General features: G+C 54.7%; 24 protein-coding genes. 1 reads left to right on the top strand and 23 read right to left on the bottom strand.

Going from position 1 to position 24715, the window contains the following annotated elements; genetic code table 11:
- Positions 1–168: 168 nt before the first annotated feature.
- From cpoB to sdhC, 19 genes are all read right to left on the bottom strand, one after another.
- Positions 169–960, bottom strand: a complete 792-nt coding sequence (gene cpoB / locus AC2LB6_RS14560) for a cell division protein CpoB (protein WP_490094046.1) — start codon at positions 958–960, stop codon at positions 169–171.
- Between the two features lie 9 nt (positions 961–969).
- Positions 970–1497, bottom strand: a complete 528-nt coding sequence (pal, locus tag AC2LB6_RS14555) for a peptidoglycan-associated lipoprotein Pal (protein ID WP_090962904.1) — start codon at positions 1495–1497, stop codon at positions 970–972.
- Between the two features lie 51 nt (positions 1498–1548).
- On the bottom strand, positions 1549–2844 hold the full coding sequence (gene tolB, locus AC2LB6_RS14550) for a Tol-Pal system beta propeller repeat protein TolB (RefSeq protein WP_490094045.1): 1296 nt from the start codon (positions 2842–2844) through the stop codon (positions 1549–1551).
- A 115-nt stretch (positions 2845–2959) separates the two neighbouring features.
- Positions 2960–4282, bottom strand: a complete 1323-nt coding sequence (gene tolA, locus AC2LB6_RS14545; protein WP_490094044.1) for a cell envelope integrity protein TolA — start codon at positions 4280–4282, stop codon at positions 2960–2962.
- 27 nt (positions 4283–4309) lie between these two features.
- Positions 4310–4738 (bottom strand): colicin uptake protein TolR, encoded by a 429-nt coding sequence (gene tolR, locus AC2LB6_RS14540; RefSeq protein WP_003853140.1) that lies wholly within the window; start codon positions 4736–4738, stop codon positions 4310–4312.
- A 13-nt stretch (positions 4739–4751) separates the two neighbouring features.
- Positions 4752–5438: a Tol-Pal system protein TolQ gene (tolQ, locus tag AC2LB6_RS14535; protein ID WP_010260762.1), complete on the bottom strand. Its 687-nt coding sequence runs from the start codon at positions 5436–5438 to the stop codon at positions 4752–4754.
- Positions 5435–5839: a tol-pal system-associated acyl-CoA thioesterase gene (ybgC, locus tag AC2LB6_RS14530; RefSeq protein ID WP_003853144.1), complete on the bottom strand. Its 405-nt coding sequence runs from the start codon at positions 5837–5839 to the stop codon at positions 5435–5437. Before ybgC ends, tolQ begins: the two co-directional genes overlap by 4 nt.
- A 178-nt stretch (positions 5840–6017) precedes the next feature.
- Complete coding sequence (ybgE, locus tag AC2LB6_RS14525) at positions 6018–6311, bottom strand: cyd operon protein YbgE (protein WP_490094043.1); 294 nt, start codon at positions 6309–6311, stop codon at positions 6018–6020.
- Entirely contained in the window at positions 6311–6415 is a 105-nt protein-coding gene (cydX, locus tag AC2LB6_RS14520) for a cytochrome bd-I oxidase subunit CydX (protein ID WP_072040350.1), read from the bottom strand. The genes ybgE and cydX overlap by 1 nt, the downstream gene beginning before the upstream one ends.
- Before the next feature lie 15 nt (positions 6416–6430).
- Positions 6431–7570 (bottom strand): cytochrome d ubiquinol oxidase subunit II, encoded by a 1140-nt coding sequence (gene cydB, locus AC2LB6_RS14515; RefSeq protein WP_490094042.1) that lies wholly within the window; start codon positions 7568–7570, stop codon positions 6431–6433.
- Positions 7571–7581: 11 nt separating this feature from the next.
- Entirely contained in the window at positions 7582–9153 is a 1572-nt protein-coding gene (cydA, locus tag AC2LB6_RS14510; protein WP_490094041.1) for a cytochrome ubiquinol oxidase subunit I, read from the bottom strand.
- Positions 9154–9726: 573 nt separating this feature from the next.
- A complete protein-coding gene (sucD, locus tag AC2LB6_RS14505) occupies positions 9727–10602 on the bottom strand; it encodes a succinate--CoA ligase subunit alpha (RefSeq protein ID WP_090962952.1) in 876 nt (291 codons plus the stop codon).
- On the bottom strand, positions 10602–11768 hold the full coding sequence (sucC, locus tag AC2LB6_RS14500; RefSeq protein ID WP_003853151.1) for an ADP-forming succinate--CoA ligase subunit beta: 1167 nt from the start codon (positions 11766–11768) through the stop codon (positions 10602–10604). The genes sucD and sucC overlap by 1 nt, the downstream gene beginning before the upstream one ends.
- Positions 11769–11835: 67 nt before the next feature.
- Complete coding sequence (gene odhB, locus AC2LB6_RS14495) at positions 11836–13053, bottom strand: 2-oxoglutarate dehydrogenase complex dihydrolipoyllysine-residue succinyltransferase (RefSeq protein ID WP_490094040.1); 1218 nt, start codon at positions 13051–13053, stop codon at positions 11836–11838.
- 15 nt (positions 13054–13068) lie between these two features.
- Positions 13069–15876 carry a 2-oxoglutarate dehydrogenase E1 component gene (sucA, locus tag AC2LB6_RS14490; RefSeq protein WP_490094039.1) on the bottom strand — a complete coding sequence of 936 codons (2808 nt, stop codon included), beginning with the start codon at positions 15874–15876 and terminating at the stop codon, positions 13069–13071.
- A gap of 200 nt (positions 15877–16076) precedes the next feature.
- Entirely contained in the window at positions 16077–16793 is a 717-nt protein-coding gene (locus AC2LB6_RS14485; protein ID WP_179896495.1) for a succinate dehydrogenase iron-sulfur subunit, read from the bottom strand.
- Between the two features lie 14 nt (positions 16794–16807).
- A complete protein-coding gene (gene sdhA, locus AC2LB6_RS14480) occupies positions 16808–18574 on the bottom strand; it encodes a succinate dehydrogenase flavoprotein subunit (RefSeq protein WP_090962960.1) in 1767 nt (588 codons plus the stop codon).
- A complete protein-coding gene (gene sdhD, locus AC2LB6_RS14475; RefSeq protein WP_008925023.1) occupies positions 18575–18922 on the bottom strand; it encodes a succinate dehydrogenase membrane anchor subunit in 348 nt (115 codons plus the stop codon).
- Complete coding sequence (sdhC, locus tag AC2LB6_RS14470) at positions 18916–19305, bottom strand: succinate dehydrogenase cytochrome b556 subunit (protein ID WP_033782341.1); 390 nt, start codon at positions 19303–19305, stop codon at positions 18916–18918. The genes sdhD and sdhC overlap by 7 nt, the downstream gene beginning before the upstream one ends.
- A gap of 632 nt (positions 19306–19937) precedes the next feature.
- Here sdhC and AC2LB6_RS14465 point away from each other — a divergent pair.
- Positions 19938–21221, top strand: a complete 1284-nt coding sequence (locus tag AC2LB6_RS14465; RefSeq protein ID WP_490094038.1) for a citrate synthase — start codon at positions 19938–19940, stop codon at positions 21219–21221.
- Positions 21222–21495: 274 nt separating this feature from the next.
- Here AC2LB6_RS14465 and nei read toward each other — a convergent pair whose 3' ends face one another.
- From nei to AC2LB6_RS14445, 4 genes are read right to left on the bottom strand one after another with little or no spacing between them, the layout of a single operon-like run.
- Complete coding sequence (gene nei / locus AC2LB6_RS14460) at positions 21496–22284, bottom strand: endonuclease VIII (protein ID WP_490094037.1); 789 nt, start codon at positions 22282–22284, stop codon at positions 21496–21498.
- An 11-nt stretch (positions 22285–22295) separates the two neighbouring features.
- Positions 22296–22943 carry a pyroglutamyl-peptidase I gene (pcp, locus tag AC2LB6_RS14455; protein ID WP_490094036.1) on the bottom strand — a complete coding sequence of 216 codons (648 nt, stop codon included), beginning with the start codon at positions 22941–22943 and terminating at the stop codon, positions 22296–22298.
- A gap of 6 nt (positions 22944–22949) precedes the next feature.
- Positions 22950–23966 (bottom strand): DUF979 domain-containing protein, encoded by a 1017-nt coding sequence (locus tag AC2LB6_RS14450; RefSeq protein ID WP_490094035.1) that lies wholly within the window; start codon positions 23964–23966, stop codon positions 22950–22952.
- Positions 23966–24694 (bottom strand): DUF969 domain-containing protein, encoded by a 729-nt coding sequence (locus AC2LB6_RS14445; RefSeq protein WP_090962971.1) that lies wholly within the window; start codon positions 24692–24694, stop codon positions 23966–23968. The genes AC2LB6_RS14450 and AC2LB6_RS14445 overlap by 1 nt, the downstream gene beginning before the upstream one ends.
- Between the last annotated feature and the right edge of the window lie 21 nt (positions 24695–24715).

Below are 24715 nucleotides of genomic sequence, written 5' to 3'. Positions count from 1 at the left end.
ACCCATCTTCAGGCTTACCAGACACTTTTCAATGTGTCCCGGCAACGGCGGCATATATTACTGATTTAGCGGGGTAGCGCAACTCTTATTTCTGCTAAATGCTTCAGTTGCTTACCTTTCATACGGCAAGACCAGAAATCACACGATATCTGGTCTGAACCGGACAAATTACAGGCCACTCAGACGTTTCTGAGCTTGTTTAGCAGATTCGGTGTCTGGATAAAGTTTAATCACCTGCTGGAAGACCGCTTTGGCTTTCGCCGTGTCTTTTTTCTCCTGCATGATCACACCTACTTTCAACAACGCTTCTGCAGCTTTCGGCGACTTCGGATAGTTTTTCACTACCGTGGCGTAATAATAAGCCGCGTCGTCCTTTTTGCCTTTGTTGTAATTCAGCTGACCCAGCCAGTAATTCGCATTTGGCTGATAGGTTGAATCAGGGTAACGTTTAACCCACGCCTGAAGCGCGCTGATCGCCTGGTCATACTGTTTCTTCTCCAGAATCAGCGCCACAGCCGCATTGTAATCGCTGTTAGCGTCACCGGTCTGCGCTGGAGCGCTCTCCGATGATGCTGCCGCGCCTGCGGTTGCTGCTGCGCCTGTATCCGCTGCGGCATCGCTGCCGGCTGCCTGTTGCCCGCCGCTGCTGGCGCTGCTCAGCGTGTCAATCTGCTGGTAAAGCTGCTTCTGCCGCTCAACCACCTGATTCAACTGATACGTGTTTTGCTGGATTTGCCCACGCAGCGCATCAATATCACGCTGGTTATCGCTCATCTGCTGCTGCAATTGCTGCATCAGCTGTGCCTGGGCATTAGAGATTCGTTCAAGAGTGGTGACACGGTCTTCGACCGAGCCGGAGCCAACGCTACTGATTGACGCTTGGGCATTAGCGGCCCAGGGGGCCGCTACGCCAATCAGTAACGACAGACTCAACAGATGACGTCTGAAGTTACTAACCATGTGATTCTCTTAGTAGACCAGAACGGCACGACGGTTTTTAGAATATGCTGCTTCGTCATGACCCAGAACGGCTGGCTTCTCTTTACCATAAGAAACGATAGACATCTGATCAGCCGACACGCCTTTGCCCTGCAGGTACATTTTAACGGCGCTAGCACGACGTTCGCCCAGGGCGATGTTGTATTCCGGCGTACCGCGCTCATCCGCATGACCTTCGATGGTCACTTTGTATGATGGGTTGCTGCGCAGGAAGGTCGCGTGCTGATCCAGCATCTGTGCGTAATCAGACTGAACGTCATACTTGTCCAGGCCGAAGTACACGATGTTGTTCTGCTGCAGCTGCTGCATCTGCAGACGAGCCTGCTCGTCAGAAGACATGTTGCCGCCGTTGCCGTTCATGCCAGAATTTGCACCGTAAGCGCCATCAGCGCCTGAGCCAGTCTGGTCATTGTTGTTGTTTTTGTGTGAGCTACAAGCCGCTACTGCCAGAACCGGCAGAGCCAGCATCAAACCCTTCAGCACTTTGTTCAGTTGCATTTCAAAAATCCCATTATTGTTTATTGTTTGCGATGCCTGAATTGTCAGACATTACAGATACGGCGACCAGGCAGGAAATTTTACCTGTCCATCAGTTGCCGGAAGACGCGCTTTGAAACGGCCGTCGGTTGAAACCAACTGCAACACGGAACCCATACCCTGAGTAGAGCTGTAGATTACCATTGTACCGTTTGGTGCCAGGCTCGGCGTTTCATCCAGGAACGTGTCCGTTAACGTTTGAACGGCTCCCGTTTCCAGATCCTGTTTGGCGACGTGTTGAGCACCACCGTTGGTGCTAATCATCACCATAGATTTACCATCTGTTGCGACATCCGCATCCTGGTTCTGACCACCTTCCCAGGTAATACGCTGTGGCGTGCCGCCATTCAGACCGACTTTATAAATCTGAGGGGCACCCGCCTGATCGGAGGTATAAGCCAGTGTCTGGCTGTCCGGGAACCAGGTCGGTTCAGTACTGTTATAACGACCATCCGTCACCTGACGCGTCTGACCTGAAGCCAGATCCATCACATAGAGGTTCAGGCTACCGGTTTTAGAGAGCGCGAAAGCGAGCTTAGAGCCATCTGGCGAGAATGCCGGGGCACCATTGTGACGCGGATAAGAGGCGACCTGACGGATTGCACCGTTAGAGAGCGTCTGTACCACCAGCGCAGATTTGCCGCTTTCAAAGGTCACGTAGGCAACTTTGCTGCCATCCGGAGACCAGGCTGGCGACATCAGTGGCTGTGGTGAACGATGCACGACAAACTGGTTGTAACCATCGTAGTCAGCAACACGCAGCTCATACGGGAACTGGCCGCCGTTAGTCTGCACGACATAGGCGATACGGGTACGGAAAGCGCCCTTGATACCAGTCAGCTTCAGGAACGTTTCGTCACTGGCAGTGTGAGCGGCATAACGCAGCCACTGCTTAGTCACTTTATAAGAGTTCTGTGCCAGCACAGTACCCGGCGCACCGCCGGTATCGACCAGCTGGTAAGAGACCTGATAGCTGCCATCCGGGTTAGAAGCAACCTGCCCGACGACAACGGCGTCGATGCCGAGTGCGCTCCAGGCGGCAGGCTGAACTTCCTGTGCGCTGGCAGGCTGCTGTGGCAGACGCGAGCGATCCAGTGGATTAAATTTGCCACTGTTGCGCAGGTCAGCTGCAACGATGCCGCCGATATCTTCCGGCGCTGCGCCAGCACCGGCCCATTTAAACGGCACCACGCCAATCGGGCGCGCAGTGTTGACACCCTGGGTGATCTCAATTCGAACTTCTGCATGCAGCATGGCTGCCCACAGCAGGATAAAAAAGCCTAACGTAACGCGAAGAGCTTGCTTCATTTTATCTCCCTTATCTGAACCTCAGTCCACGATAATTGGCACTGTTCCTGGAAACCACGAGTACAACTTAAGTACGGCACGCTAAACATAGATCAACTTGCCGCCCGTTACTGCATTATTGCGGTTTAAAACGCATTGGGGCGTTTTTAAACACTTCGTAGACCGCCTGCGAAGGCGGCTTCGGAATACGTGCCTGTTTTGCGGCAGCAATCGCGGCCTGACAGAGCGCGGGATCGCCACCCTCTGACTTAACATCAATCAACAAGCCATCAGGCGCAAGTTTAATCCGCAAATCACAGGTTTTTCCGCGATACAGATCTGCATCATAGAATCGGCTCTGAATCGCACTCACAACCTGACCCATGTAAGAGTTAATTTCCGCTCCCGATGCACCCGCTTTCTTCTGGTTTCCCTGCCCTGCTGCGCCACCTGAGGTGCCGCTTTTCGGTGCATTTTTACCGGAAGTGAGTCCACCCAGCAAATCATCGACATCGCTGTCATTGGCCGCATCGGCGGCAGCTTTCGCCTTGGCATCTGCTTTGGCTTTAGCGGCAGCCTCTGCCTTCGCTTTGGCCGCCGCATCGGCTTTCGCCTTAGCAGCCGCTTCGGCCTTCTCTTTAGCAGCCTCAGCTTTCTCTTTGGCAGCCTCTTTAGCGGCTTCAGCTTTCTCTTTCGCGGCTTCAGCGGCTTTCTCTTTCGCCGCCTCTGCTGCTTTTTCTTTGGCTTCTGCAGCTTTCTGTTTCGCTTCTTCGGCCGCTTTGGCTTTGGCATCCGCAGCTGCTTTCACTTTGGCCTCAGCCGCCGCTTTAGCATCCGCTTCAGATTTTGCCTTCGCTTCCGCAACGGCTTTCTCTTTTGCCGCCGCAGCAGCAGCGGCTTTCGCCTGCTGATCAGCCTGCTTCTTTGCTTCGGCTGCGGCCTGCTTCGCCTGCTCAGCAGTCGCTTTAGCCTGAGCGTCCGCCTGTGCTTTCGCATCCGCTTTAGCTTTAGCTGCTGCCGCTTCGGCGGTTTTCTGCTGTTCCTGAGCCTGTTTAGCGGCATCAATTGCCGCTTTCTGCTGCTCAGCCTGCTGTTTAGCTTCTTCTTTCGCGGTTTCCTGCGCGGCTAAACGCTCTTTTTCCAGCGCTTTCAGTCGCTGCTGTTCAGCAGCCTGTTTCTGTTGTAGCTCTTCAGCCTGCTGCTGCGCCTGCTTTGTACGCTGCTGCTCAGCCCGCTGGCTGTCGCTCTGCTGGTTCTGCTGACGATTGTATTGACTCACGACGGCACCGGGATCGACCATCACTGCATCAATATCGCTGCCTCCGCCACCCGCACTGCTGGGGTCAACGTGCTCATTAAACGAGCTCCAAATCAGCAGCGCGATCAGCACGATATGCAGAATCACCGAAATGATTATCGCGCGCTTTAACTTCTCGTTTTGCTCGGTTGCCTTTGACACACTCGGTTCCCAAAAAACGGTTCGATTTTAAATCGGCTGCGTCATCAAACCGACAGATTTAACACCCGCCTGGTGCAGCAGGTTGAGCGCTTTAATAATTTCATCGTAAGGCACTTCTTTCGCGCCCCCGATCAAAAAGACCGTCTTAGGATTCGCTTCCAGTCGACGCTGCGCTTCGCTGATCACCTGCTCTGGCGGGAGCTGATCCATACGATCGTGATCCACCACCAGGCTGTACTGCCCCACACCCGCCACTTCAACAATCACCGGCGGATTATCATCGCTGGAAACGGTTTTAGAGTCGGTCGCATCAGGCAGATCCACTTCCACGCTCTGGGTAATAATGGGCGCCGTTGCCATGAAGATCAGCAGCAGCACCAACAGGACGTCCAGTAGCGGAACGATGTTGATTTCCGACTTCAGGTCGCGGCGTTTGCGACCACGTACTCTGGCCATCATTAACCTCTATTTACTTAGCGCTATCGCTGGAGAAAGCCTGGCGATGCAGAATGGCAGTGAACTCTTCCATGAAGTTGTCGTAGCCCTGCTCCAGTTTGTTCACGCGCTGGTTCAGACGGTTGTACGCCATCACCGCCGGAATCGCGGCAAACAGACCGATTGCGGTCGCAATCAGTGCTTCAGCGATACCCGGTGCGACCATCTGCAGCGTCGCCTGCTTCACCGCACCCAGCGCGATAAAGGCGTGCATGATCCCCCAGACGGTACCGAACAGCCCGATATAAGGACTGATTGAACCGACGGTGCCGAGGAACGGGATGTGGTTTTCCAGCGCTTCCAGCTCACGATTCATAGAGATGCGCATCGCACGACTGGCACCATCAATGACCGCTTCCGGCGCATGGCTGTTGGCGCGATGCAGGCGGGCGAACTCTTTGAAGCCGGAGTAGAAAATCTGCTCCGAACCGCCCAGCTCTTCCCGGCGCTCCTGGCTCTCCTGATAGAGGCGCGAGAGTTCGATGCCGGACCAGAATTTGTCTTCAAATGCCTCAGCTTCTCTTCCCGCCGCATTCAGAATACGTGTGCGCTGAATAATGATGGCCCAGGAGGCAATAGAAAAGCCGATCAAAATCAACATGATAAGTTTGACCAGAAGGCTCGCCTTCAGGAACAAATCAAGAATGTTCATGTCAGTCACTGCTTGAACTCCGCGACAATAGACTTGGGAAGCGCAATCGGCTTCATTAGATGAGGGTTAATGCAGGCAATCAGGACTTCTGCCTCATTGAGCACTTTGCCTTCGGTATTCACGATACGCTGAGTGAACGTCATGGTAGCCCGAGTCATTGAGGTGACCTCGCTCTGGATCTCCAGAAGGTCATCAAGACGCGCAGCCGCAAGATAGTCCACTGTTATGCGCCGCACCACAAAAGCGATCTGCTGTTCTAACAGCGTCTGCTGATTGAAATGGTGCTGTCGCAACATTTCGGTACGTGCTCGTTCATAAAAAGCGATATAGCTGGCGTGATAAACCACACCACCGGCATCAGTATCTTCGTAGTAGACCCGAACCGGCCAGCGAAACAGCGTTGTACTCACTCTACATCCCGGCCTCGTTTTAAACGTTGCTACTATACGCAAGAGAATTGGGGTTGGGAATGGCTCGTCAGAGCCAGGTGAAAATAATTATCGCTCCGTAACAAATGGAACGATTTCAGGGAGATTTATTGACCAGACGCTGACAAATATTCACTGACAACGCCGGTGAGGTGGGGTGTTAAAGGTAAAAACGGTAAAGCGCAACAAAGAGAACCAGCATGGCGGGTAACGGGCTAAACAGCGCCTGCCATCGTGTTTGCTGTGGCCGGAACCCCACACCGTGGATCACGCCACTGCAGACCGCCCAGATCAGAACCAGCCCCTGCAGCGCGGGCAGCTGTCCCGCGTGGTTAGCAAAGCGGGTCGGATCCCACATCACGCCGCCTGCCGTCAGCAGCGCCAGCAGCAGTGAAAGGGCCCGTAACGGGCCCTTATCCATCAGATCATACAGCATCCGAATTGGCGTACGCATCAGTGAGGCTCATCCTGCGCTTCAACGTGTTCAATCGCCAGCGCGGTCACGATACCAAAGGCACAGGCCAGCAACGTGCCGAGAATCCAGGCAAAATACCACATGCGACATCTCCTTGATTAATAGAGTGAGTGACTGTTGCTTTCAATATGCTCTTTGGTAATACGTCCAAACATCTTCCAGTAGCACCAGGTGGTGTAAATCAGAATGATTGGGACAAAGATAGCGGCGGCAACAGTCATCGTTTGCAGCGTCAGCAGGCTGGACGTTGCATCCCACATCGTCAGGCTGGTACCCGGCACGGTGCTGGATGGCATGATGAACGGGAACATCGCAATGCCGGCGGTCATGATGACGCAGGCCAGCGTCAGTGAGGAGAACAGGAACGCCCAGGCGCCCTTCTCAACCCGCGAGCAGAGTATGGTCAGCAGCGGCAGCACCACGCCCAGCAGCGGGAACAGCCACAGCACAGGATGGTTCTGGAAGTTAACCAACCAGGCACCCGCTTCACGCACCACGGTTTTACCCAGTGGGTTTGAGGCGGCGAAGTGATCCATCGTGCTGGTCACCACATAGCCATCGATACCATATTTCACCCAGACACCCGCCAGGATGAAGCAGATCATCATCACCAGGGCAGCAAGTTGAGCTGCAATGCGAGAACGCAGATGCAGTTCGCCGGTAGTTCGCATCTGCAGATAGGTTGCGCCCTGTGCCAGAATCATCGCCACGCTGACCACGCCGGCCAGCAGACCAAACGGATTCAGCAGCTGGAAGAAGTTGCCAGTATAGAACAGACGCAGATACTCATCGGCATGGAACGGCACGCCCTGTAACAGGTTGCCAAATGCCACGCCAATCACCAGCGGTGGCACGAAACTGCCAATGAAAATGCCCCAGTCCCAGGCACCGCGCCAGCGGTTGTCTTCAATCTTCGAGCGGTAATCAAAGCCGACCGGACGGAAGAATAGCGATGCAAGCACCAGAATCATCGCCACATAGAAGCCTGAGAAGGCCGCCGCGTAGACCATCGGCCAGGCAGCAAACAGTGCGCCACCGGCCGTGATCAGCCAGACCTGGTTGCCATCCCAGTGCGGGGCGATACTGTTAATCATAATGCGACGTTCAGTATCGGTGCGGCCCAGAATGCGCGTCAGCATGCCGACGCCCATATCAAAACCATCTGCGACGGCAAAGCCGATCAGCAGCACGCCAATCAACAGCCACCAGACAAAGCGCAGAACTTCATAATCAAACATCGTCGTTCTCCTTATCCCTGAACCGGCTGAGTGATTGCTGTAATCTGCTCATGATGATAACGCCCGGTTTTCAGGCTGCTCGGCCCAAGGCGGGCGAATTTAAACATCAGGTACATCTCAGCCACCAGGAAGAGCGTGTAGAGTCCGCAGATCAGGATCATCGAGAACAGCAGATCGCCAACGGTCAGAGAAGAGTTCGCCACGGCGGTTGGCAGAACTTCACCGATAGCCCAGGGCTGACGACCATATTCAGCCACGAACCAGCCTGATTCGATCGCGATCCACGGCAGCGGGATACCAAACAGCGCCGCTTTCAGTAACCAGCGATTTTTGCCGATGCGGTTACGCAACACGCTCCAGAACGCCAGTGCGATAATGCCCAGCAGCAGGACGCCACACAGCACCATGATGCGGAAGGCGAAATAAAGCGGCGCGACACGCGGGATTGAGTCCTGCGTCGCCTGCTTGATCTGTGCTTCAGTCGCATCCGCCACGTTATCGGTATAGCGTTTCAGCAGCAGACCGTAACCGAGATCCTGCTTGTGACTGTTGAACGCGTCACGTACCGCCTGATCCTGGCTGCCACCGCGCAGTTCATTCAGCAGGGCATAGGCTTTCATGCCGTTGCGGATGCGCACTTCATGCTGCGCCATCAGTTCCTTCAGGCCGGTCACCGGCGTATCGGTCGATCGGGTAGCGATCAGGCCCAGCAGCCAGGGGATCTGAATGGCGTATCGGTTCTCCTGAGTTGCCTGATCGGGCAGGCCAAACAGGGTAAATGACGCCGGAGCCGGCTGGGTTTCCCACTCGGCTTCGATAGCCGCCAGCTTGGTTTTCTGCACGTCACCCATTTCGTAACCGGACTCATCACCCAGCACGATCACGGACAGCACCGCCGCCATGCCAAAGCTGGCCGCGATGGCGAACGAGCGTTTAGCAAAGGCGAAGTCGCGGCCTTTCAGCATGTACCAGGCGCTGATGCCCATAATAAACATCGCGCCCGTGGTGTAACCGGCCGCGACGGTGTGAACGAATTTCACCTGTGCTACCGGGTTCAACACCAGCTCAGAGAAGCTGACCATCTCCATGCGCATAGTTTCGAAGTTGAACTCCGAGGCGATAGGGTTCTGCATCCAGCCGTTAGCGACCAGAATCCACAGCGCCGACATGTTTGAGCCCAGCGCCACCAGCCAGGTGGCTGCGAGGTGCTGCACTTTGCCCAGCCGATCCCAGCCAAAGAAGAACAGGCCGACAAAGGTCGATTCCAGAAAGAACGCCATCAGACCTTCAATGGCGAGCGGCGCACCGAAGATATCGCCGACGTAATGAGAGTAATATGACCAGTTCGTCCCGAACTGAAATTCCATGGTCAGGCCGGTAGCGACACCCAGCGCGAAGTTAATACCAAATAACTTGCCCCAGAACTTCGTCATATCTTTATAAATTTGTTTGCCGCTCAGGACATATACCGTTTCCATGATCGCCAGCAAGAACGCCATACCCAGCGTTAAAGGGACAAACAGAAAATGGTACATCGCCGTTAAGGCAAACTGTAACCGCGACAGCTCGACGATATCTAACATAAGGACTCCTTGCTCCTCGCTTTGTCTCCATCACGCGCGCGATCAGATCGAACGTAATCAGAGTCAGGAACGACTGTTTATTGATTCCAGTTTTTTATTACCAGCAGAACAGGTCTGTGAGCTGCCCGAAAAGGCGAGTAGCGAATGAAGCAGCTCTGAAAATTGTCAATCCGCGTTTTCATTAACGCGTGCTTTAACAGGAGGAAAGTGGGTGTCATCCCGGGTTGAGCAGACGTTTGAAAATTTGTGTAAAAGGCTGGATTGATGCAGCGCAATTTACGCCTTTAGCGTCGCGCTTTGCCAGAGATATAGTTGGATATAAAACGTGATTTATTGATCTGGATTAACGTAATAAGTTTCCAGATAGAGTCAGGCGGGTTTCTTGTTAATGAGATGTCACTAATGAAATAAGGCGTGAAGAAATAGTTTACCTTTGCCACTTTTTCTTAACGTGATGAACAGCGAGCAGGTTATTTAACAGCGCCCTCTTCTCTTTAACTGCCTGCGTAATGCCCATGAGTAATCAGCAAAAAAAAGCCACCCAGAGGTGGCTTAGTTTCAGATGACGCTGACTTATTTAATGGGTAATACGGCTTTAACCGCGTCACCGATGTCCGCCAGGCTGCGAACGGTTTTCACGCCGGCCGCTTCCAGCGCAGCAAATTTCTCATCTGCTGTGCCTTTACCACCGGCAATGATAGCGCCCGCATGGCCCATACGCTTGCCTTTTGGCGCGGTCACACCAGCGATGTAGCCTACAACCGGTTTGGTCACGTGCTCTTTAATGAAGGCTGCCGCTTCTTCTTCTGCGCTACCGCCGATCTCACCGATCATCACGATAACTTCAGTCTGTGGATCATCCTGGAACATTTTCAGGATGTCGATGAAGTTAGAGCCTGGGATCGGGTCACCGCCGATGCCGACGCAGGTTGACTGGCCGTAGCCGATGTCAGTGGTCTGCTTGACCGCTTCATAAGTCAGGGTGCCTGAACGTGACACGATACCGACACGGCCCGGCTGGTGAATGTGGCCCGGCATGATGCCGATCTTACATTCGCCTGGGGTGATAACACCCGGGCAGTTTGGACCGATCATCCGCACGCCTGCTTCATCCAGCTTCACTTTCACGGTCAGCATATCCAGTGTCGGAATACCTTCGGTGATGGTGATGATGAGTTTGATGCCCGCTTCGATCGCTTCCAGGATGCCATCTTTACAGAAGGGTGCCGGTACGTAGATCACGGTGGCGGTTGCGCCAGTCGCTTCTACCGCTTCACGTACGGTGTTAAACACCGGCAGGCCGAGGTGAGTCGTGCCACCTTTGCCTGGCGTCACGCCGCCAACCAGTTGGGTGCCGTAGGCCAGCGCCTGCTCAGAATGGAAAGTCCCCTGGCCACCGGTGAAACCCTGGCAAATGACTTTGGTGTTTTTGTCGATCAGAATGGACATTATTTACCCTCCGCGGCAGCAACAACACGCTGTGCGGCGTCTGTCAGGCTGGTTGCTGCAATGATGTTCAGACCGCTGTCCGCCAGTTTCTGGGCGCCCAGCTCGGCGTTGTTACCTTCCAGACGTACCACCACTGGCACGTTCACACCCACTTCAGCAACTGCGCCGATGATGCCGTCGGCAATCAGGTCACAGCGTACGATACCGCCGAAGATGTTAACGAAAACGGCCTTAACCGCATCGTCAGACAGGATGATTTTGAAGGCTTCGGTCACGCGCTCTTTGGTTGCGCCGCCGCCGACATCAAGGAAGTTGGCTGGCTGACCGCCGTGGTGCTTAACGATGTCCATGGTGCCCATCGCCAGACCTGCGCCGTTAACCATACAACCGATGTTGCCTTCCAGTGCAACATAGTTCAGTTCCCACTGTGTCGCATGCGCTTCACGTGGATCTTCCTGGCTTGGATCGCGCATTTCGCGCAGCTCTGGCTGACGGAACAGGGCATTGCCATCGGCACCCAGTTTGCCATCCAGGCAGATCAGATCGCCCTGCTTAGTGATCACCAGCGGGTTGATCTCAACCATCGCCAAATCACGCTCCAGGAACAGGGTCGCCAGACCCATGAAGATCTTGGTGAACTGTCCTACCAGCTTGCCGGTCAGGCCAAGTTTGAACGCCAGCTCACGGCCCTGATAAGGCTGTGGGCCCGTCAGGGGATCCAACGCCATTTTGTGGATCAGATGCGGGGTCTCTTCCGCAACTTTTTCAATTTCCACGCCGCCTTCAGTTGAGGCCATGAAAATCACGCGACGCGTTGCGCGATCGACCACGGCGCCCAGATAGAGCTCCTGATCGATATCGGTCGCCGCTTCAACCAGAATCTGGTTTACCGGCTGGCCGTTTGCATCTGTCTGATAGGTCACCAGGCGTTTACCCAGCCAGTTTTCAGCAAATGCGCGAATCTCTTCTTTGCTGTTAACCACTTTCACACCGCCCGCTTTACCGCGGCCACCGGCATGAACCTGACATTTAACTACCCACGGGCCTGCGCCAATTTTAGAGGCTGCTTCTTCCGCTTCACGTGGTGTAGTACAGGCGTAACCCGTTGGTGCCGGCATGCCATACCGTGCAAACAGTTGTTTCGCCTGGTATTCGTGTAAGTTCATGATGTTCTATCCATTCAGGTCTGAAAAGAGTATTGAGGTTGGGCGCGCGAAGCGCGCCCGGTGAAAATCAGACATCCAGCAGCAGACGCGCCGGATCTTCCAGCATCTCTTTCACTGCAACCAGATAACCCACTGATTCACGTCCATCGATCAGACGGTGGTCGTAGGAGAGCGCCAGATACATCATTGGCAGCACCACAACCTGACCATTGACCGCCATCGGGCGATCCTTGATGGCGTGCATGCCCAGGATGGCGCTCTGCGGTGGGTTGATGATCGGGGTGGACATCAGTGAACCAAAGACGCCGCCGTTGGTAATGGTGAAGTTACCGCCGGTCAGATCTTCCACTGTCAGCTTGCCGTCACGGCCTTTCACTGCCAGCTCTTTGATTTTCTTCTCGATGTCCGCCATGCTCAGCGCATCAACGTCACGCAGGACCGGCGTAACCAGACCACGTGGCGTAGAGACCGCGATGCTGACGTCGAAGTAGTTGTGGTAAACCACATCTTCCCCATCGATTGACGCATTCACTTCCGGATAGCGTTTCAGCGCTTCAACAACCGCTTTGATGTAGAAGGACATAAAGCCCAGACGTACACCGTGACGCTTCTCGAACGCCTCACCATACTGCTTACGCAGATCCATGATGGGCTTCATGTTGATTTCGTTGAAGGTGGTCAGCATTGCAGTGCTGTTCTTCGCTTCCAGCAGACGCTCGGCAACACGCTTACGCAGACGCGTCATCGGCACGCGTTTTTCGCTGCGGTTAGCAACTGGTTGCTGTGGTGCAGCAGCAGCTGGCGCGGCAGCTTTGGCAGCCTGCGGCTTATTGGCCAGATGTTTTTCAACATCTTCACGGGTCAGACGTCCGCCAACACCGCTGCCTTTGATCTGCGAGGCATCGAGATTGTGCTCTGCAATCAGGCGGCGGATAGCCGGGCTGAGCGCATCGTTGCTCTCTTCTTCCAGTGACGCAGTCTGACGCTGAGCCGGGGTAGACTCTTTGCTTTCAGACTTCGCGCTGCTCTCTTTACCCGCGCTGTTGCCTTCTTTCAGACGACCCAGGATCTGGCGGGAAGTGACGGTGGCGCCCTCTTCTTCCAGAACCGCTTCCAGGATACCGTCCGCAGAGGCTGGCACTTCCAGCACGACTTTGTCGGTTTCGATTTCGACCAGCACTTCATCGCGAGTGACGGCATCGCCTGGTTTTTTGTGCCAGGTTGCCACAGAGGCATCGGCAACCGATTCAGGCAGGTCGGGAACGAGAATATCTACGCTACTCATTATCTTTCCTTTTAATTAATTAACGTTCAGCGCGTCATTAACCAGGTCTTGCTGCTGTTGTTGGTGTACGGACATGTAACCCACGGCCGGAGAGGCGGAGGCCGGGCGGCCTGCATAACGCAAGGTTGCACCAAACGGCACAACTTCACGGAAATGATGCTGGCTGCAGTACCAGGCGCCCTGATTCAGCGGCTCTTCCTGACACCAGACAAAATCCTGTACGTGAGAATACGCTTTTAATGCTTCCTGAACCGCTTGATGCGGGAACGGATAGAGCTGCTCGATGCGCACGATAGCCACATCGGTCTGCTCATTTTTACGACGCTGCTCAAGCAGGTCGTAATAAACTTTACCGGAACACAGCACGACGCGTTTCACGCCCTGCGGATCCAGATCGTCAACTTCGCCAATGGCAGGCTGGAAGCTGCCGTTAGCCAGTTCATCCAGCGTGGAGATCGCCAGCGGATGACGCAACAGTGATTTCGGCGACATCACAATCAGCGGACGGCGCATACCGCGCAGCGCCTGACGACGCAGCATATGGTAAACCTGTGCAGGTGTAGACGGTACGCAGACCTGCATGTTCTGCTCAGCGCAGAGTTGCAGATAACGCTCCAGACGCGCAGAGGAGTGCTCTGGGCCCTGACCTTCATAACCGTGCGGCAGCAGCATGACCAGACCACACATACGGCCCCACTTCTGCTCGCCGGAGCTGATGAACTGGTCGATAACAACCTGTGCACCGTTGGCGAAGTCACCAAACTGCGCTTCCCAGATAGTCAGGATGCGCGGCTCCGCAGTGGCGTAGCCATATTCAAAGGCCAGTACCGCCTCTTCTGACAGCACGGAGTCCCAGACTTTGAACTGGCCCTGACCGCTGTGCACATGATGCAGAGGGGTATAGGTTGAGCCGTTCGCCTGGTTATGCACGACCGCGTGGCGGTGGAAGAAGGTACCGCGACCGGTATCTTCACCCGACAGGCGAACCGGAATACCTTCATCAACCAGCGTAGCGTACGCCAGGTTTTCCGCGCCGCCCCAGTCAAAGGCTTTCTCACCTTCAGCCATCAGGCGACGGTCGTTATAAATCTTGGCAACACGCGACTGCACTTCGACCTCTTCAGGTATCTGGCTGATACGCAGTGCCAGTTCCTTCAGACGTTTCATGTCGACCTGAGCCGGGTAAGGCTCGTCCCACTCATGATTCAGGTAAGGGGACCAGGTAAAGGAGTGCAGACTCATTGGACGCCATTCCGGCACCACACACTCACCCGCATCCAGCGCGTCACGATAGAGATTGACCATTTCGGTCGCATCTTCCTGCGTGGCAACGGCTTCACCTTCCAGACGGTCAGCGTAGATTTTACGCGGTGTCGGGTGTTTTTTGATTTTCTGGTACATCAGCGGCTGGGTCGCACTTGGCTCATCCGCCTCGTTGTGACCATGACGGCGATAGCAGACCAGATCGATAAACACATCACGTTTAAAGGTGTTGCGATAATCGAGCGCCAGACGGGTCACAAAGGCAACCGCTTCCGGGTCATCTGCATTGACGTGGAAAATCGGTGCCAGCACCATTTTGCCGATGTCGGTGCAGTAAGGAGTAGAACGCGCATCTTTCGGGTTGGAAGTCGTAAAGCCAACCTGGTTGTTGATGACGATGCGAACGGTACCGCCCACTTCATAACCGCGCGCCTGAGACATGTTCAGGGTTTCCTGAACCACGCCCTGGCCAATCACGGCCGCATCACCATGAATGGTGATCGGTAAGACTTTATTGCTGGCTGGCTCATCCAGACGATCCAGACGGGCACGCACAGAACCCATGACCACCGGGCTGACGATCTCCAGGTGTGACGGGTTAAACGCCAGCGCCAGATGAACCAGGCCGCCTTCGGTTTCCACGTCAGAGGAGAAGCCCATGTGGTACTTCACGTCACCGGTGCCCAGATGCTCTTTGTGCTTACCGGCGAACTCGTCGAACAGATCCTGTGGCTTTTTACCCAGCACGTTGATCAGCACGTTGAGACGACCACGGTGCGCCATACCCAGAACGACTTCACGGGTACCGCTCTTACCGGCGTGACGGATCATTTCGCGCAGCATTGGCACCAGCGCATCACCGCCTTCCAGCGAGAAGCGTTTGGCTCCCGGGAATTTCGCTCCGAGATATTTTTCCAGCCCTTCTGCCGCAGTCAGCTCTTTCAGGAAACCTTTTTTCTCTTCGTTGCTGAACGCTGCACGGCCCGCGACCGACTCAAGACGCTGCTGAATCCAGCGTTTTTCATCGGTGTTGTTGATGTGCATATATTCTGCGCCAATCGAGCCGCAGTAAGTCTGAGTCAGCGCCTCGAACAGTTCGGCCAGCTTCATGGTCTCTTTACCAATGGCAAAGGAACCTACGTTAAAGCTTTCCTGAAAATCGGCCTCGGTCAGATCGTGAAAAGCCGGGTCGAGATCGGTAACGCGGTCCTGTTTCCACAGGCCGAGCGGATCAAGATTGGCATGCTGATGGCCGCGGAAGCGAAACGCGTTAATCAGCTGCAACACTTTTACTTGCTTGGAGTTGGTTTCCGGATCGGAGACAGATGAGGTGTAACGAGATGCATCTTTCGCCAGGCGACGGAAGTACTCACGTGTGGTGGAGTGAAACTGCTCAGGTTTCATTCCGGTGCCCGGTAACTGCTGGAACATCGAGCGCCACACTGCATCGACAGAGTCAGGATCGGTCAGGAAATCCTCATAGAGCTGCTCTATGTAAGACTGATTCGCGCCGGCCAGCCAGGAAGAGTCCAGCCAGGGCTTCATCGCGCTGTTCTGCATTGTGATCCCTTAAGCATTGCTATGCTTTTTTGAGGTTTCATTTGTTGCCGCTTTCGCGGTTTGCCGTAGTGAGTTCAGCGATACGAGCACTTTGCGCAGCGCGCGTGGCCCGTAAGGGAACCTTTGTAAACGTGGTCATCACCGCGCTTACAAAGGCTTCCGTAAAACACCGGGAACCTGAGGTTCCCGGCGGAGACTGCTTATGCGCCGCGTTGCAGCAGCATCGACTTGATATGGCCGATGGCGCGCGTCGGATTCAGCCCTTTCGGACAGACGCTCACACAGTTCATGATGCTATGGCAGCGGAATACGCTGAAAGCATCATTCAGATTGTCGAGACGCGCTTCGGTTTCGGTGTCGCGGCTGTCAATCAGGAAGCGGTATGCCGCCAGCAGGCCAGCAGGACCGATGAACTTCTCAGGGTTCCACCAGAATGATGGGCATGAGGTTGAACAGCAGGCACAGAGAATACACTCGTACAGGCCATCCAGGTGTTCACGTTCTTCCGGCATCTGCAGATGTTCACGCGCTGGCGGATTTTCCCCATTATTCAACAGGAAAGGCTTAATTTTCTCATATTGTGCATAAAACTGGCTCATGTCTACTACCAGGTCACGCACCACCGGTAAACCAGGCAATGGACGGATAACGATTTTCTGTTTGCCGTTGCCCAGTGCCGAGACTGGCGTAATGCAGGCCAGTCCGTTTTTACCGTTCATGTTGAGGCCATCAGAGCCACACACGCCTTCACGGCAGGAGCGACGAAACGCCAGAGTGGGATCTTTCTCTTTCAGGCGAATCAGCGCGTCCAGCAGCATCATGTCGCGACCGTCTTCCGACTCCAGGGTGTAATCCTGCATGCGCGGTTTGTCATCGACGTCCGGATTGTAGCGATAAATTGAAAACTCGAGTCTCATGATCGTCTCCGAAATTAGTAGGTACGCACTTTCGGCGGGAAGGCCGCGCGCAGTTTCGGCTGCATGTTCACCTCACGGCGAGTCATGCTTTCGGTTTCCGGGACATAAAGACTATGGCACAGCCAGTTTTCATCATCACGATCCGGGAAGTCGAAGCGACTGTGCGCACCGCGGCTCTCGGTGCGATAGTTAGCCGCTACCGCCGTGGCAAAGGCCGTCTCCATCAGGTTATCCAGCTCCAGGCACTCAATACGCTGGGTATTGAAATCCGGTGAGCGGTCATCCAGACGCGCTGACTTCAGGCGCTGGCGAATCTCTTTCAGCTCTTCCAGACCCTGTGCCATCGCTTCGCCTTCGCGGAATACAGAGAAGTTGTTCTGCATGCAGCGTTGCAGCGCTTTACGAATCTCAACCGGATCTTCACCGGTAGTGTTGTTTTCCCAGCGGTTGAAGCGCGCCATCGCCACAGCGATCTCATCTTCAGAAGCATCGCGCAGGTCGCCCTGCTCCTTAATGCTTTCCAGCAGATGCAGACCGGCTGCACGGCCAAAGACCACCAGATCGAGCAGTGAGTTACCGCCCAGACGGTTGGCACCATGGACCGATACACAGGCAATTTCGCCGACGGCGAACAGGCCAGGAATCACCACATCTTCGCCCTGCTCATTGACGCGCAGTGCCTGACCGGTCACTTTGGTCGGAATACCGCCCATCATATAGTGACAGGTCGGGATGACCGGGATGGGCTCTTTAATTGGATCGGCGTGAGCAAAGGTGCGAGACAGCTCAAGAATGCCTGGCAGACGTGATTCAAGCACCTCTTTACCCAGGTGATCCAGTTTCAGCTTCAGATGTGGACCCCACGGGCCGTCACAGCCGCGACCTTCACGGATTTCAATCATCATTGAGCGCGCAACCACGTCGCGGCCCGCCAGATCTTTGGCGTTCGGCGCATAACGCTCCATGAAGCGTTCGCCATGTTTGTTCAGCAGATAGCCGCCTTCACCACGGCAGCCCTCGGTGACCAGCACGCCCGCACCGGCGATACCGGTTGGGTGGAACTGCCACATCTCCATATCCTGCACCGGCACGCCCGCACGCAGTGCCATACCTACGCCGTCGCCGGTGTTGATATGCGCATTGGTGGTGGACTGGTAGATGCGGCCCGCGCCGCCGGTAGCCAGAATGGTCGCTTTCGCTTTGAAATAAACGGTTTCGCCGGTTTCGATGCAGATAGCGGTACAACCCACCACTGCGCCATCGGCGTTTTTCACCAGATCCAGTGCATACCACTCAGAGAAGATGGTGGTTTTGTTTTTCAGGTTCTGCTGATAAAGCGTGTGCAGCAACGCATGACCGGTACGGTCAGCTGCAGCTGCAGTACGTGCCGCCTGCTCGCCACCGAAATTCTTCGACTGGCCACCAAACGGACGCTGATAAACCCGACCATCTTCCAGACGCGAGAAAGGCAGGCCCATGTGCTCCAGCTCCAGAATCGCTTCGGGACCGGTTTTGCACATATATTCAATCGCGTCCTGGTCACCGATGTAATCGGAACCTTTGACGGTGTCGTACATATGCCATTCCCAGTTATCTTCATGGGTATTACCCAGCGCAACGGTAATACCGCCCTGCGCAGATACTGTGTGGGAACGGGTCGGGAAAACTTTAGATAACAGCGCGCAGGTCTGGCCGCCCTGGGAGATTTGCAGTGCGGCCCGCATTCCTGCGCCACCTGCGCCGATTACCACGGCATCGAACTCTCTGATTGGCAAACTCATTTACACACCCCACACCACAACAAAGCCATAAATCGCATACCACAACAGCGCCACGACAATCACAAACTGCAACAGCAAGCGAACCGGCAGCGATTTGACGTAGTCTGTTAACACCTGCCACATACCGATCCAGCCGTGGACCAGAATGGAGAACAGCGTCAGCAGTGTGAATACTTTGGTGAATGCGGACGCGAAAAAGCCACGCCACAGGTCATAGGTCAGCGTGTCTGTCATCACTACGAAACCGAGGATGTAGACGATGTAAAGCGTAATGAGGATTGCCGTTGCACGCAGCAGCAGCCAGTCCTGAATGCCGTTGCGACCCAACGCGGATGCATTGCTTACCATACGAGGACTCCCGCCAGAATTGCCAGCACGACAGTGATCACAAAAGTCATATGAGCGGAACGCTTACCAACTTCCAGCGTTTCGGCCAGATAACCAAAATCCATCAACATATGACGAATCCCGCTCACCGCGTGATAGGCCAGCGCCGTTAAAATGCCCCACATAATGAACTTCGCGAAGAAGCCATCCATGATGGACGCAGCATGCTGGAAACCTTCAGGAGAAGAGAGAGAGAGACCGAGTAGCCACAGCAGGATGCCAATGGCAACCAATGTGATTACGCCGGAGACGCGGTGAAGAATGGACGATATTGCAGTAACGGGAAACCGGATCGTCGAGAGATCCAAGTTGACAGGTCTTTGTTTTTTCACGGTTTTGCCCACACAGCTCTTTTTTATTTTGCTTCCTCCGGACCTGAGGCGGAGTCTAATCACAACGCGTGGCAGACTTTAACCGTCACCAATAAAGCAACATCCAGTGTTAATTGACGCGGTAGTAAACGCTGGGTGGCTCCTGGTGTCAGGGTGTTCCGGAGACCTGCCTGGAGTATAGGAGGATCACATTCTGATTACAATTCCCCTACAAACTCTTTGGTATATTTTAGGTGGAACAGTGATCCTACTCACGATTTTCACAATTGATACAATTTTAATTATCTGATTTGACAATAGTTCAACAATTCAGTTACAAACTAAGCCTATAAATGCCTATGATGCACAAAAGTTATGGGGATACACTTTCCCCTAAGCGCAAGTTATGTAACATTGCGATAATGAGCTTTAAAAAGCATCAGGTTATTGGTTACCAAGAAGTTATGTCCTGACCGGATCTTTAACAACCGCGATATGCAGCATGTCCATGGCTCACCGGTTCCCGCTGGGAACGCGCCGCTCACTCTGTACCCTGCACCGCTTTACCCCCGCAGAGTGATACTGTGTAGTTTTGCCAACCGCAACATGAACGCGTTTCAGGTGTCTAAAGATCCTTACCTACATAAGGCGCTATGGAGACGAAAATGACAGATAAAAAAGTAACGCTAACCCTGCAAGATGGAACATCTATTGAACTGGACGTGCTGAAAGGTACGCTGGGCCAGGATGTGGTTGATGTCCGCTCTCTGGGTTCAAGTGGCCTGTTCACCTTCGATCCCGGTTTTACGTCTACAGCGTCCTGCGAATCTGCCATCACCTTTATTGATGGTGATGAAGGTATCCTGCTGCACCGTGGTTTCCCTATTTCTCAGCTGGCGACCCACTCTAACTATCTGGAAGTCTGCTATATCCTGCTGAATGGCGAAGCGCCAAACCAGAAACAGTTTGATGAGTTCTGTACCACGGTTACCCGCCACACCATGATTCATGAGCAGATTACCCGCTTGTTCCATGGTTTCCGTCGTGATTCTCATCCGATGGCGGTAATGTGCGGTGTTACTGGCGCACTGGCAGCGTTTTACCACGATTCGCTGGATGTAAACATTGAGCGCCACCGCGAAATCGCGGCATTCCGTCTGCTTTCCAAAATGCCGACGATGGCAGCAATGTGTTACAAATATTCAATCGGACAGCCGTTTGTCTATCCACGCAACGACCTCTCCTATGCCGGTAACTTCCTGCACATGATGTTTGCTACGCCGTGCGAAGAGTACAAAGTGAACCCGGTGCTGGAACGCGCTATGGACCGCATCCTGATTCTCCATGCTGACCATGAGCAGAACGCCTCAACCTCTACCGTACGTACCGCGGGTTCAAGCGGCGCGAACCCGTTTGCCTGTATCGCCGCCGGGATCGCCTCCCTGTGGGGACCGGCGCACGGCGGTGCCAACGAAGCGACTCTGCGTATGCTGGAAGAGATCAGCACCGTTGAGCACATCCCGGAATTTGTTAAACGCGCCAAAGACAAGAATGATTCATTCCGTCTGATGGGCTTTGGTCACCGCGTTTACAAAAACTACGATCCACGCGCGACCGTGATGCGCGATACCTGCCATGAAGTGCTGAATGAACTGGGTATGAAGGATGATCTGCTGGAAGTGGCGATGGAGCTGGAACACATTGCGCTGAACGACCCGTACTTCATCGAGCGTAAACTCTATCCAAACGTGGACTTCTATTCCGGTATTATTCTGAAAGCGATGGGTATTCCATCCTCCATGTTTACGGTGATCTTCGCGATGGCCCGTACTGTTGGCTGGATTGCACACTGGAAAGAGATGCACGACGAAGGCATGAAGATTGCCCGTCCGCGTCAGCTCTACACCGGTTATACCGAGCGCGAATTCAGCTCACAGCTGAAAAAGTAAGGTTCAGTGGATAGCGGAGACGGCTCTCCGCTTGATGTTGCTTTAAAGCCGGGGGCGGTTGGCTGTGATACCGCGCCTGCGCAGAGAACATGGTCAGATCGGAAAGACGCAAAAGCCGTCATCCATGACACGCTCGGCCCGCGCCGTCCCTGGCGCGGGACGCTTTCCTCCTCTGACCATGTTCCCTGCGCGTTAAGCTATTTTATTGCTGTAAGATTCACACGGGTTTGACTCTGTCAGCCGTAAGAGCATTTTACCCTTTTGACTTCACTGTTTATCTCTGACACCCCGGACACCAGTAAAACGGCCGTGATGAAAGCGTGCCCTTCTCAATCACCGTGCCACAGCGCCGGCATTCTTTGCCCTGCCGATGAAACACCTCAAACTGAAACGCCGCTTCCTCATGATATTTTTTCATGGTTCCACGCATCCGATAAGCATGGCGCGGTACCGACAGCAGCGCCTCGCTGAAAGCAGTCAGCTGATCTTCACTGAGATCCTGCACCCGATGCTGCGGCAGCAGCTGCGCCAGCCAGAGAATTTCGGCGCGCAGGTAGTTTCCCAACCCGGCCAGAAAAGCCTGATCCAGCAGCAGACCACTGAATTGTCGCCGCCGGAAACGGGGTGACAGCAGCCGTTCTTTGACTTCATCCACGTTAAGCTGGCTGTTCAGAACATCCGGTCCGATACGGGTCAGAAACGGATGCGCCGCCAGTGTATCTGCGTTGAGCAGTTCAATATCTGAGGCGCTGTAAAGCAGAATCGCGTTGCCCGCTGTCGCCAGCCGCACCCGCAACTGACGCGTGGTATTCAGTTCGGTATCGGGTTTCACAATGCGCCAGACACCATAAAGCTGGTTATGACTGTAGAGCGTCAGGCCATTGCTGAAATGAGTCAGCAGCGCTTTACCCCGCGTCTCAATCGCCTGCACCTGCTCACCAATCAGCGAAGGTTCATAAGTCTTGAGCTGAGGAAACGCGAACCACGCCTCCGTTAACGGCTGACCCACAATGGCGGCTTCAAGCTTATCCGCCACGCGGCGAATTTCCGGTCCTTCAGGCATCGTTCTTCCTCTTAATGGGTGGCGCCGCCAGCCTGTTTAATATCTTCGCCGGTCTCCAGCGTCACCTTCACCGCAATCTCCAGCGCCTGAATAATGGTCGCAACCGCCATGCTCGGCGCACCAGGATGCAGCGCCGCCTGTTCAGGCAGGTAAGGAATATGAATAAAGCCACCGCGCGCCGGACTCTTCTGCTGCTCAAGCCAGTGCAGCAGGCCATACATTACCCGGTTACAGGTGAAGGTACCGGCGGTTTGTGAGACCGATGCGGGGATCGCCGCTTCACGCATTGCCGCCACAATCGCTTTGATGGGAAGACGGGAAAAATAGGCTGCCGGACCGCCAGCCACAATCGGTTCATCCACCGGCTGAAGACCGGCGTTATCCGGGATGCGCGCGTCATCGACATTGATACCGATACGTTCAACGGTGATGTCGCTGCGGCCGCCCGCCTGCCCCACCGACAGAATCGCATCCGGTTTGATCTCTTCCAGCGCCTGATTCAGCACGTGGAGTACCTCGCTGAAGACTACCGGCAACTGGCGGATCACTATCGTCGCCCCACCAATCTGCTTGCCTTCCAGCGCACGCACCGCTTCCCAGGAGGGGTTAATCGTTTCACCGCCAAAGGGTTCAAAGGCGGTCATCAGGACAGTTTTCATGCAGCCTCACAGGAACATCAGGAAATAGAGCAGGAAAATGTTAACGATTAACAGTAGCACACCGGTTGGAATCTGAGCCTTGATCACCGCGTTACGATCGGGCAGTTCCAGCAGCGCCGCCGGGACAATATTGAAATTAGCCGCCATCGGCGTCATCAGCGTACCGCAGTAGCCGGAGAACATACCAATCGCCGCCATCACCGCCGGATTTCCGCCGTGCTGCAGCACCAGAATCGGGATGCCGACGCCTGCGGTGATAATCGGAAATGCCGCAAACGCGTTACCCATGATCATGGTCAACAACGCCATCCCAACGGCATAGACGGTAACCGCAATAAAGCGGTTATCCACCGCCAGCCAGGTTTCGGTCAGATGCGAAATGGCGCTGCCTACGCCCGCGGTGGTAAACAGCAATCCCAGGGTGGCGAGGATCTGCGGCAGGATAAAAGCCCAGCCAATCGAATCCAGCAGACGACGGGTCTCCTGCATCGACTGTACCGGTTTTTCGTGGGTCAGTTTTAACGCCACCAGCCAGCCAATCACACAGCCGACCATCATTGAAAACAGTGTCACCAGCGTGGCGTGATTACCGGAACCGAACACCGCATCCTGCAACCCGGGAATATTGTTGAACGTCAGCACACCGACCACGGTCACGACCGGAATCGCCAGCGCAGGCAGAAATAGCTTATTGCGCAGACGCTGTGCGCTGGCTTGTTTCTCTTCATTACTGCGCTGATGATAACGACCCAGCCGGACACCACCTAAACCGGCAATCAGCGCCATGACCACCACAATGACACCGATGGTGATGTGCAGCATTCGGGTGCCCGCAGCGTCCGAACCCATCAGGCTACTCATCATCTGCGTCGTCCAGTCACCAACCAGAAAAACCAGGCCATACAAGGCCCAGAAGAGCCCGGTGGTAAAGCGACGCGGATTGGCGCTGTCACGCCACGAGAGGATAGCCACCACCAGCAGGATAATGCCCGCAAGCCACATCAGATATTGTTGCTGGAACATTACTGACCTCCTTTGGCTTTCAGCGCCTGGCTGTTGAGCTGCTGCAGCTCACGCGCCAGCTGACGATCCAGACGTACCAGACGCGCGGAATGAATCAGGAATGCGGCAACGGCGGTCGGAATGCCCCATAAGGCGATGTGCAGCGGTTCGGTCTGAATCCCGGCCGACTCCTGCATAAAGTTGTGCATAAAGATAATCGCGCCAAACGCCACGAAGATATCCTCACCAAAGAACAGGCCGACGTTATCGGTCGCCGCTGACATGGCGCGCAGCTTATGGCGCAGTTCAGGCGAGATCTCGCCGTAGCGGTTTTCCGTTGCGCCTTCCGCCATCGGTGCCAGCAACGGACGCACCATCTGCGGATGTCCGCCGAGACTGGTTAACCCCAGCGCCGCAGTGATTTCACGCACAAACAGGTAGACGATGAGCAGACGTCCGGCGGTGGCGGTTTTAATCTGAGCAATCCACGCCTGCGCCCTTTCCTTCAGCCCGTGACGTTCCAGCAGGCCAATGACCGCCAGCGGCAGCAGCAGAATCAGCGGCAGGTTACGTGTGTTAAGAAACCCTGCGCCGAGCTTTTCCAGAATGTCAGCCAGCGGCATCATCGCGGCCAGACCGGTCACAAATCCGGCGACAATCACCACCAGCACCGGATTAAAACGTAATACGAAGCCGACGACAATCGCGGCAATGCCAAGTAATGGCCAGAGATTCACTGCACTTTCCATGGATTCCCCCAGAGTAGAAAA

This window comes from Pantoea sp. RCC30.1, assembly GCF_058148845.1.
This window is presented reverse-complemented; position numbering and strand designations above follow the sequence as displayed.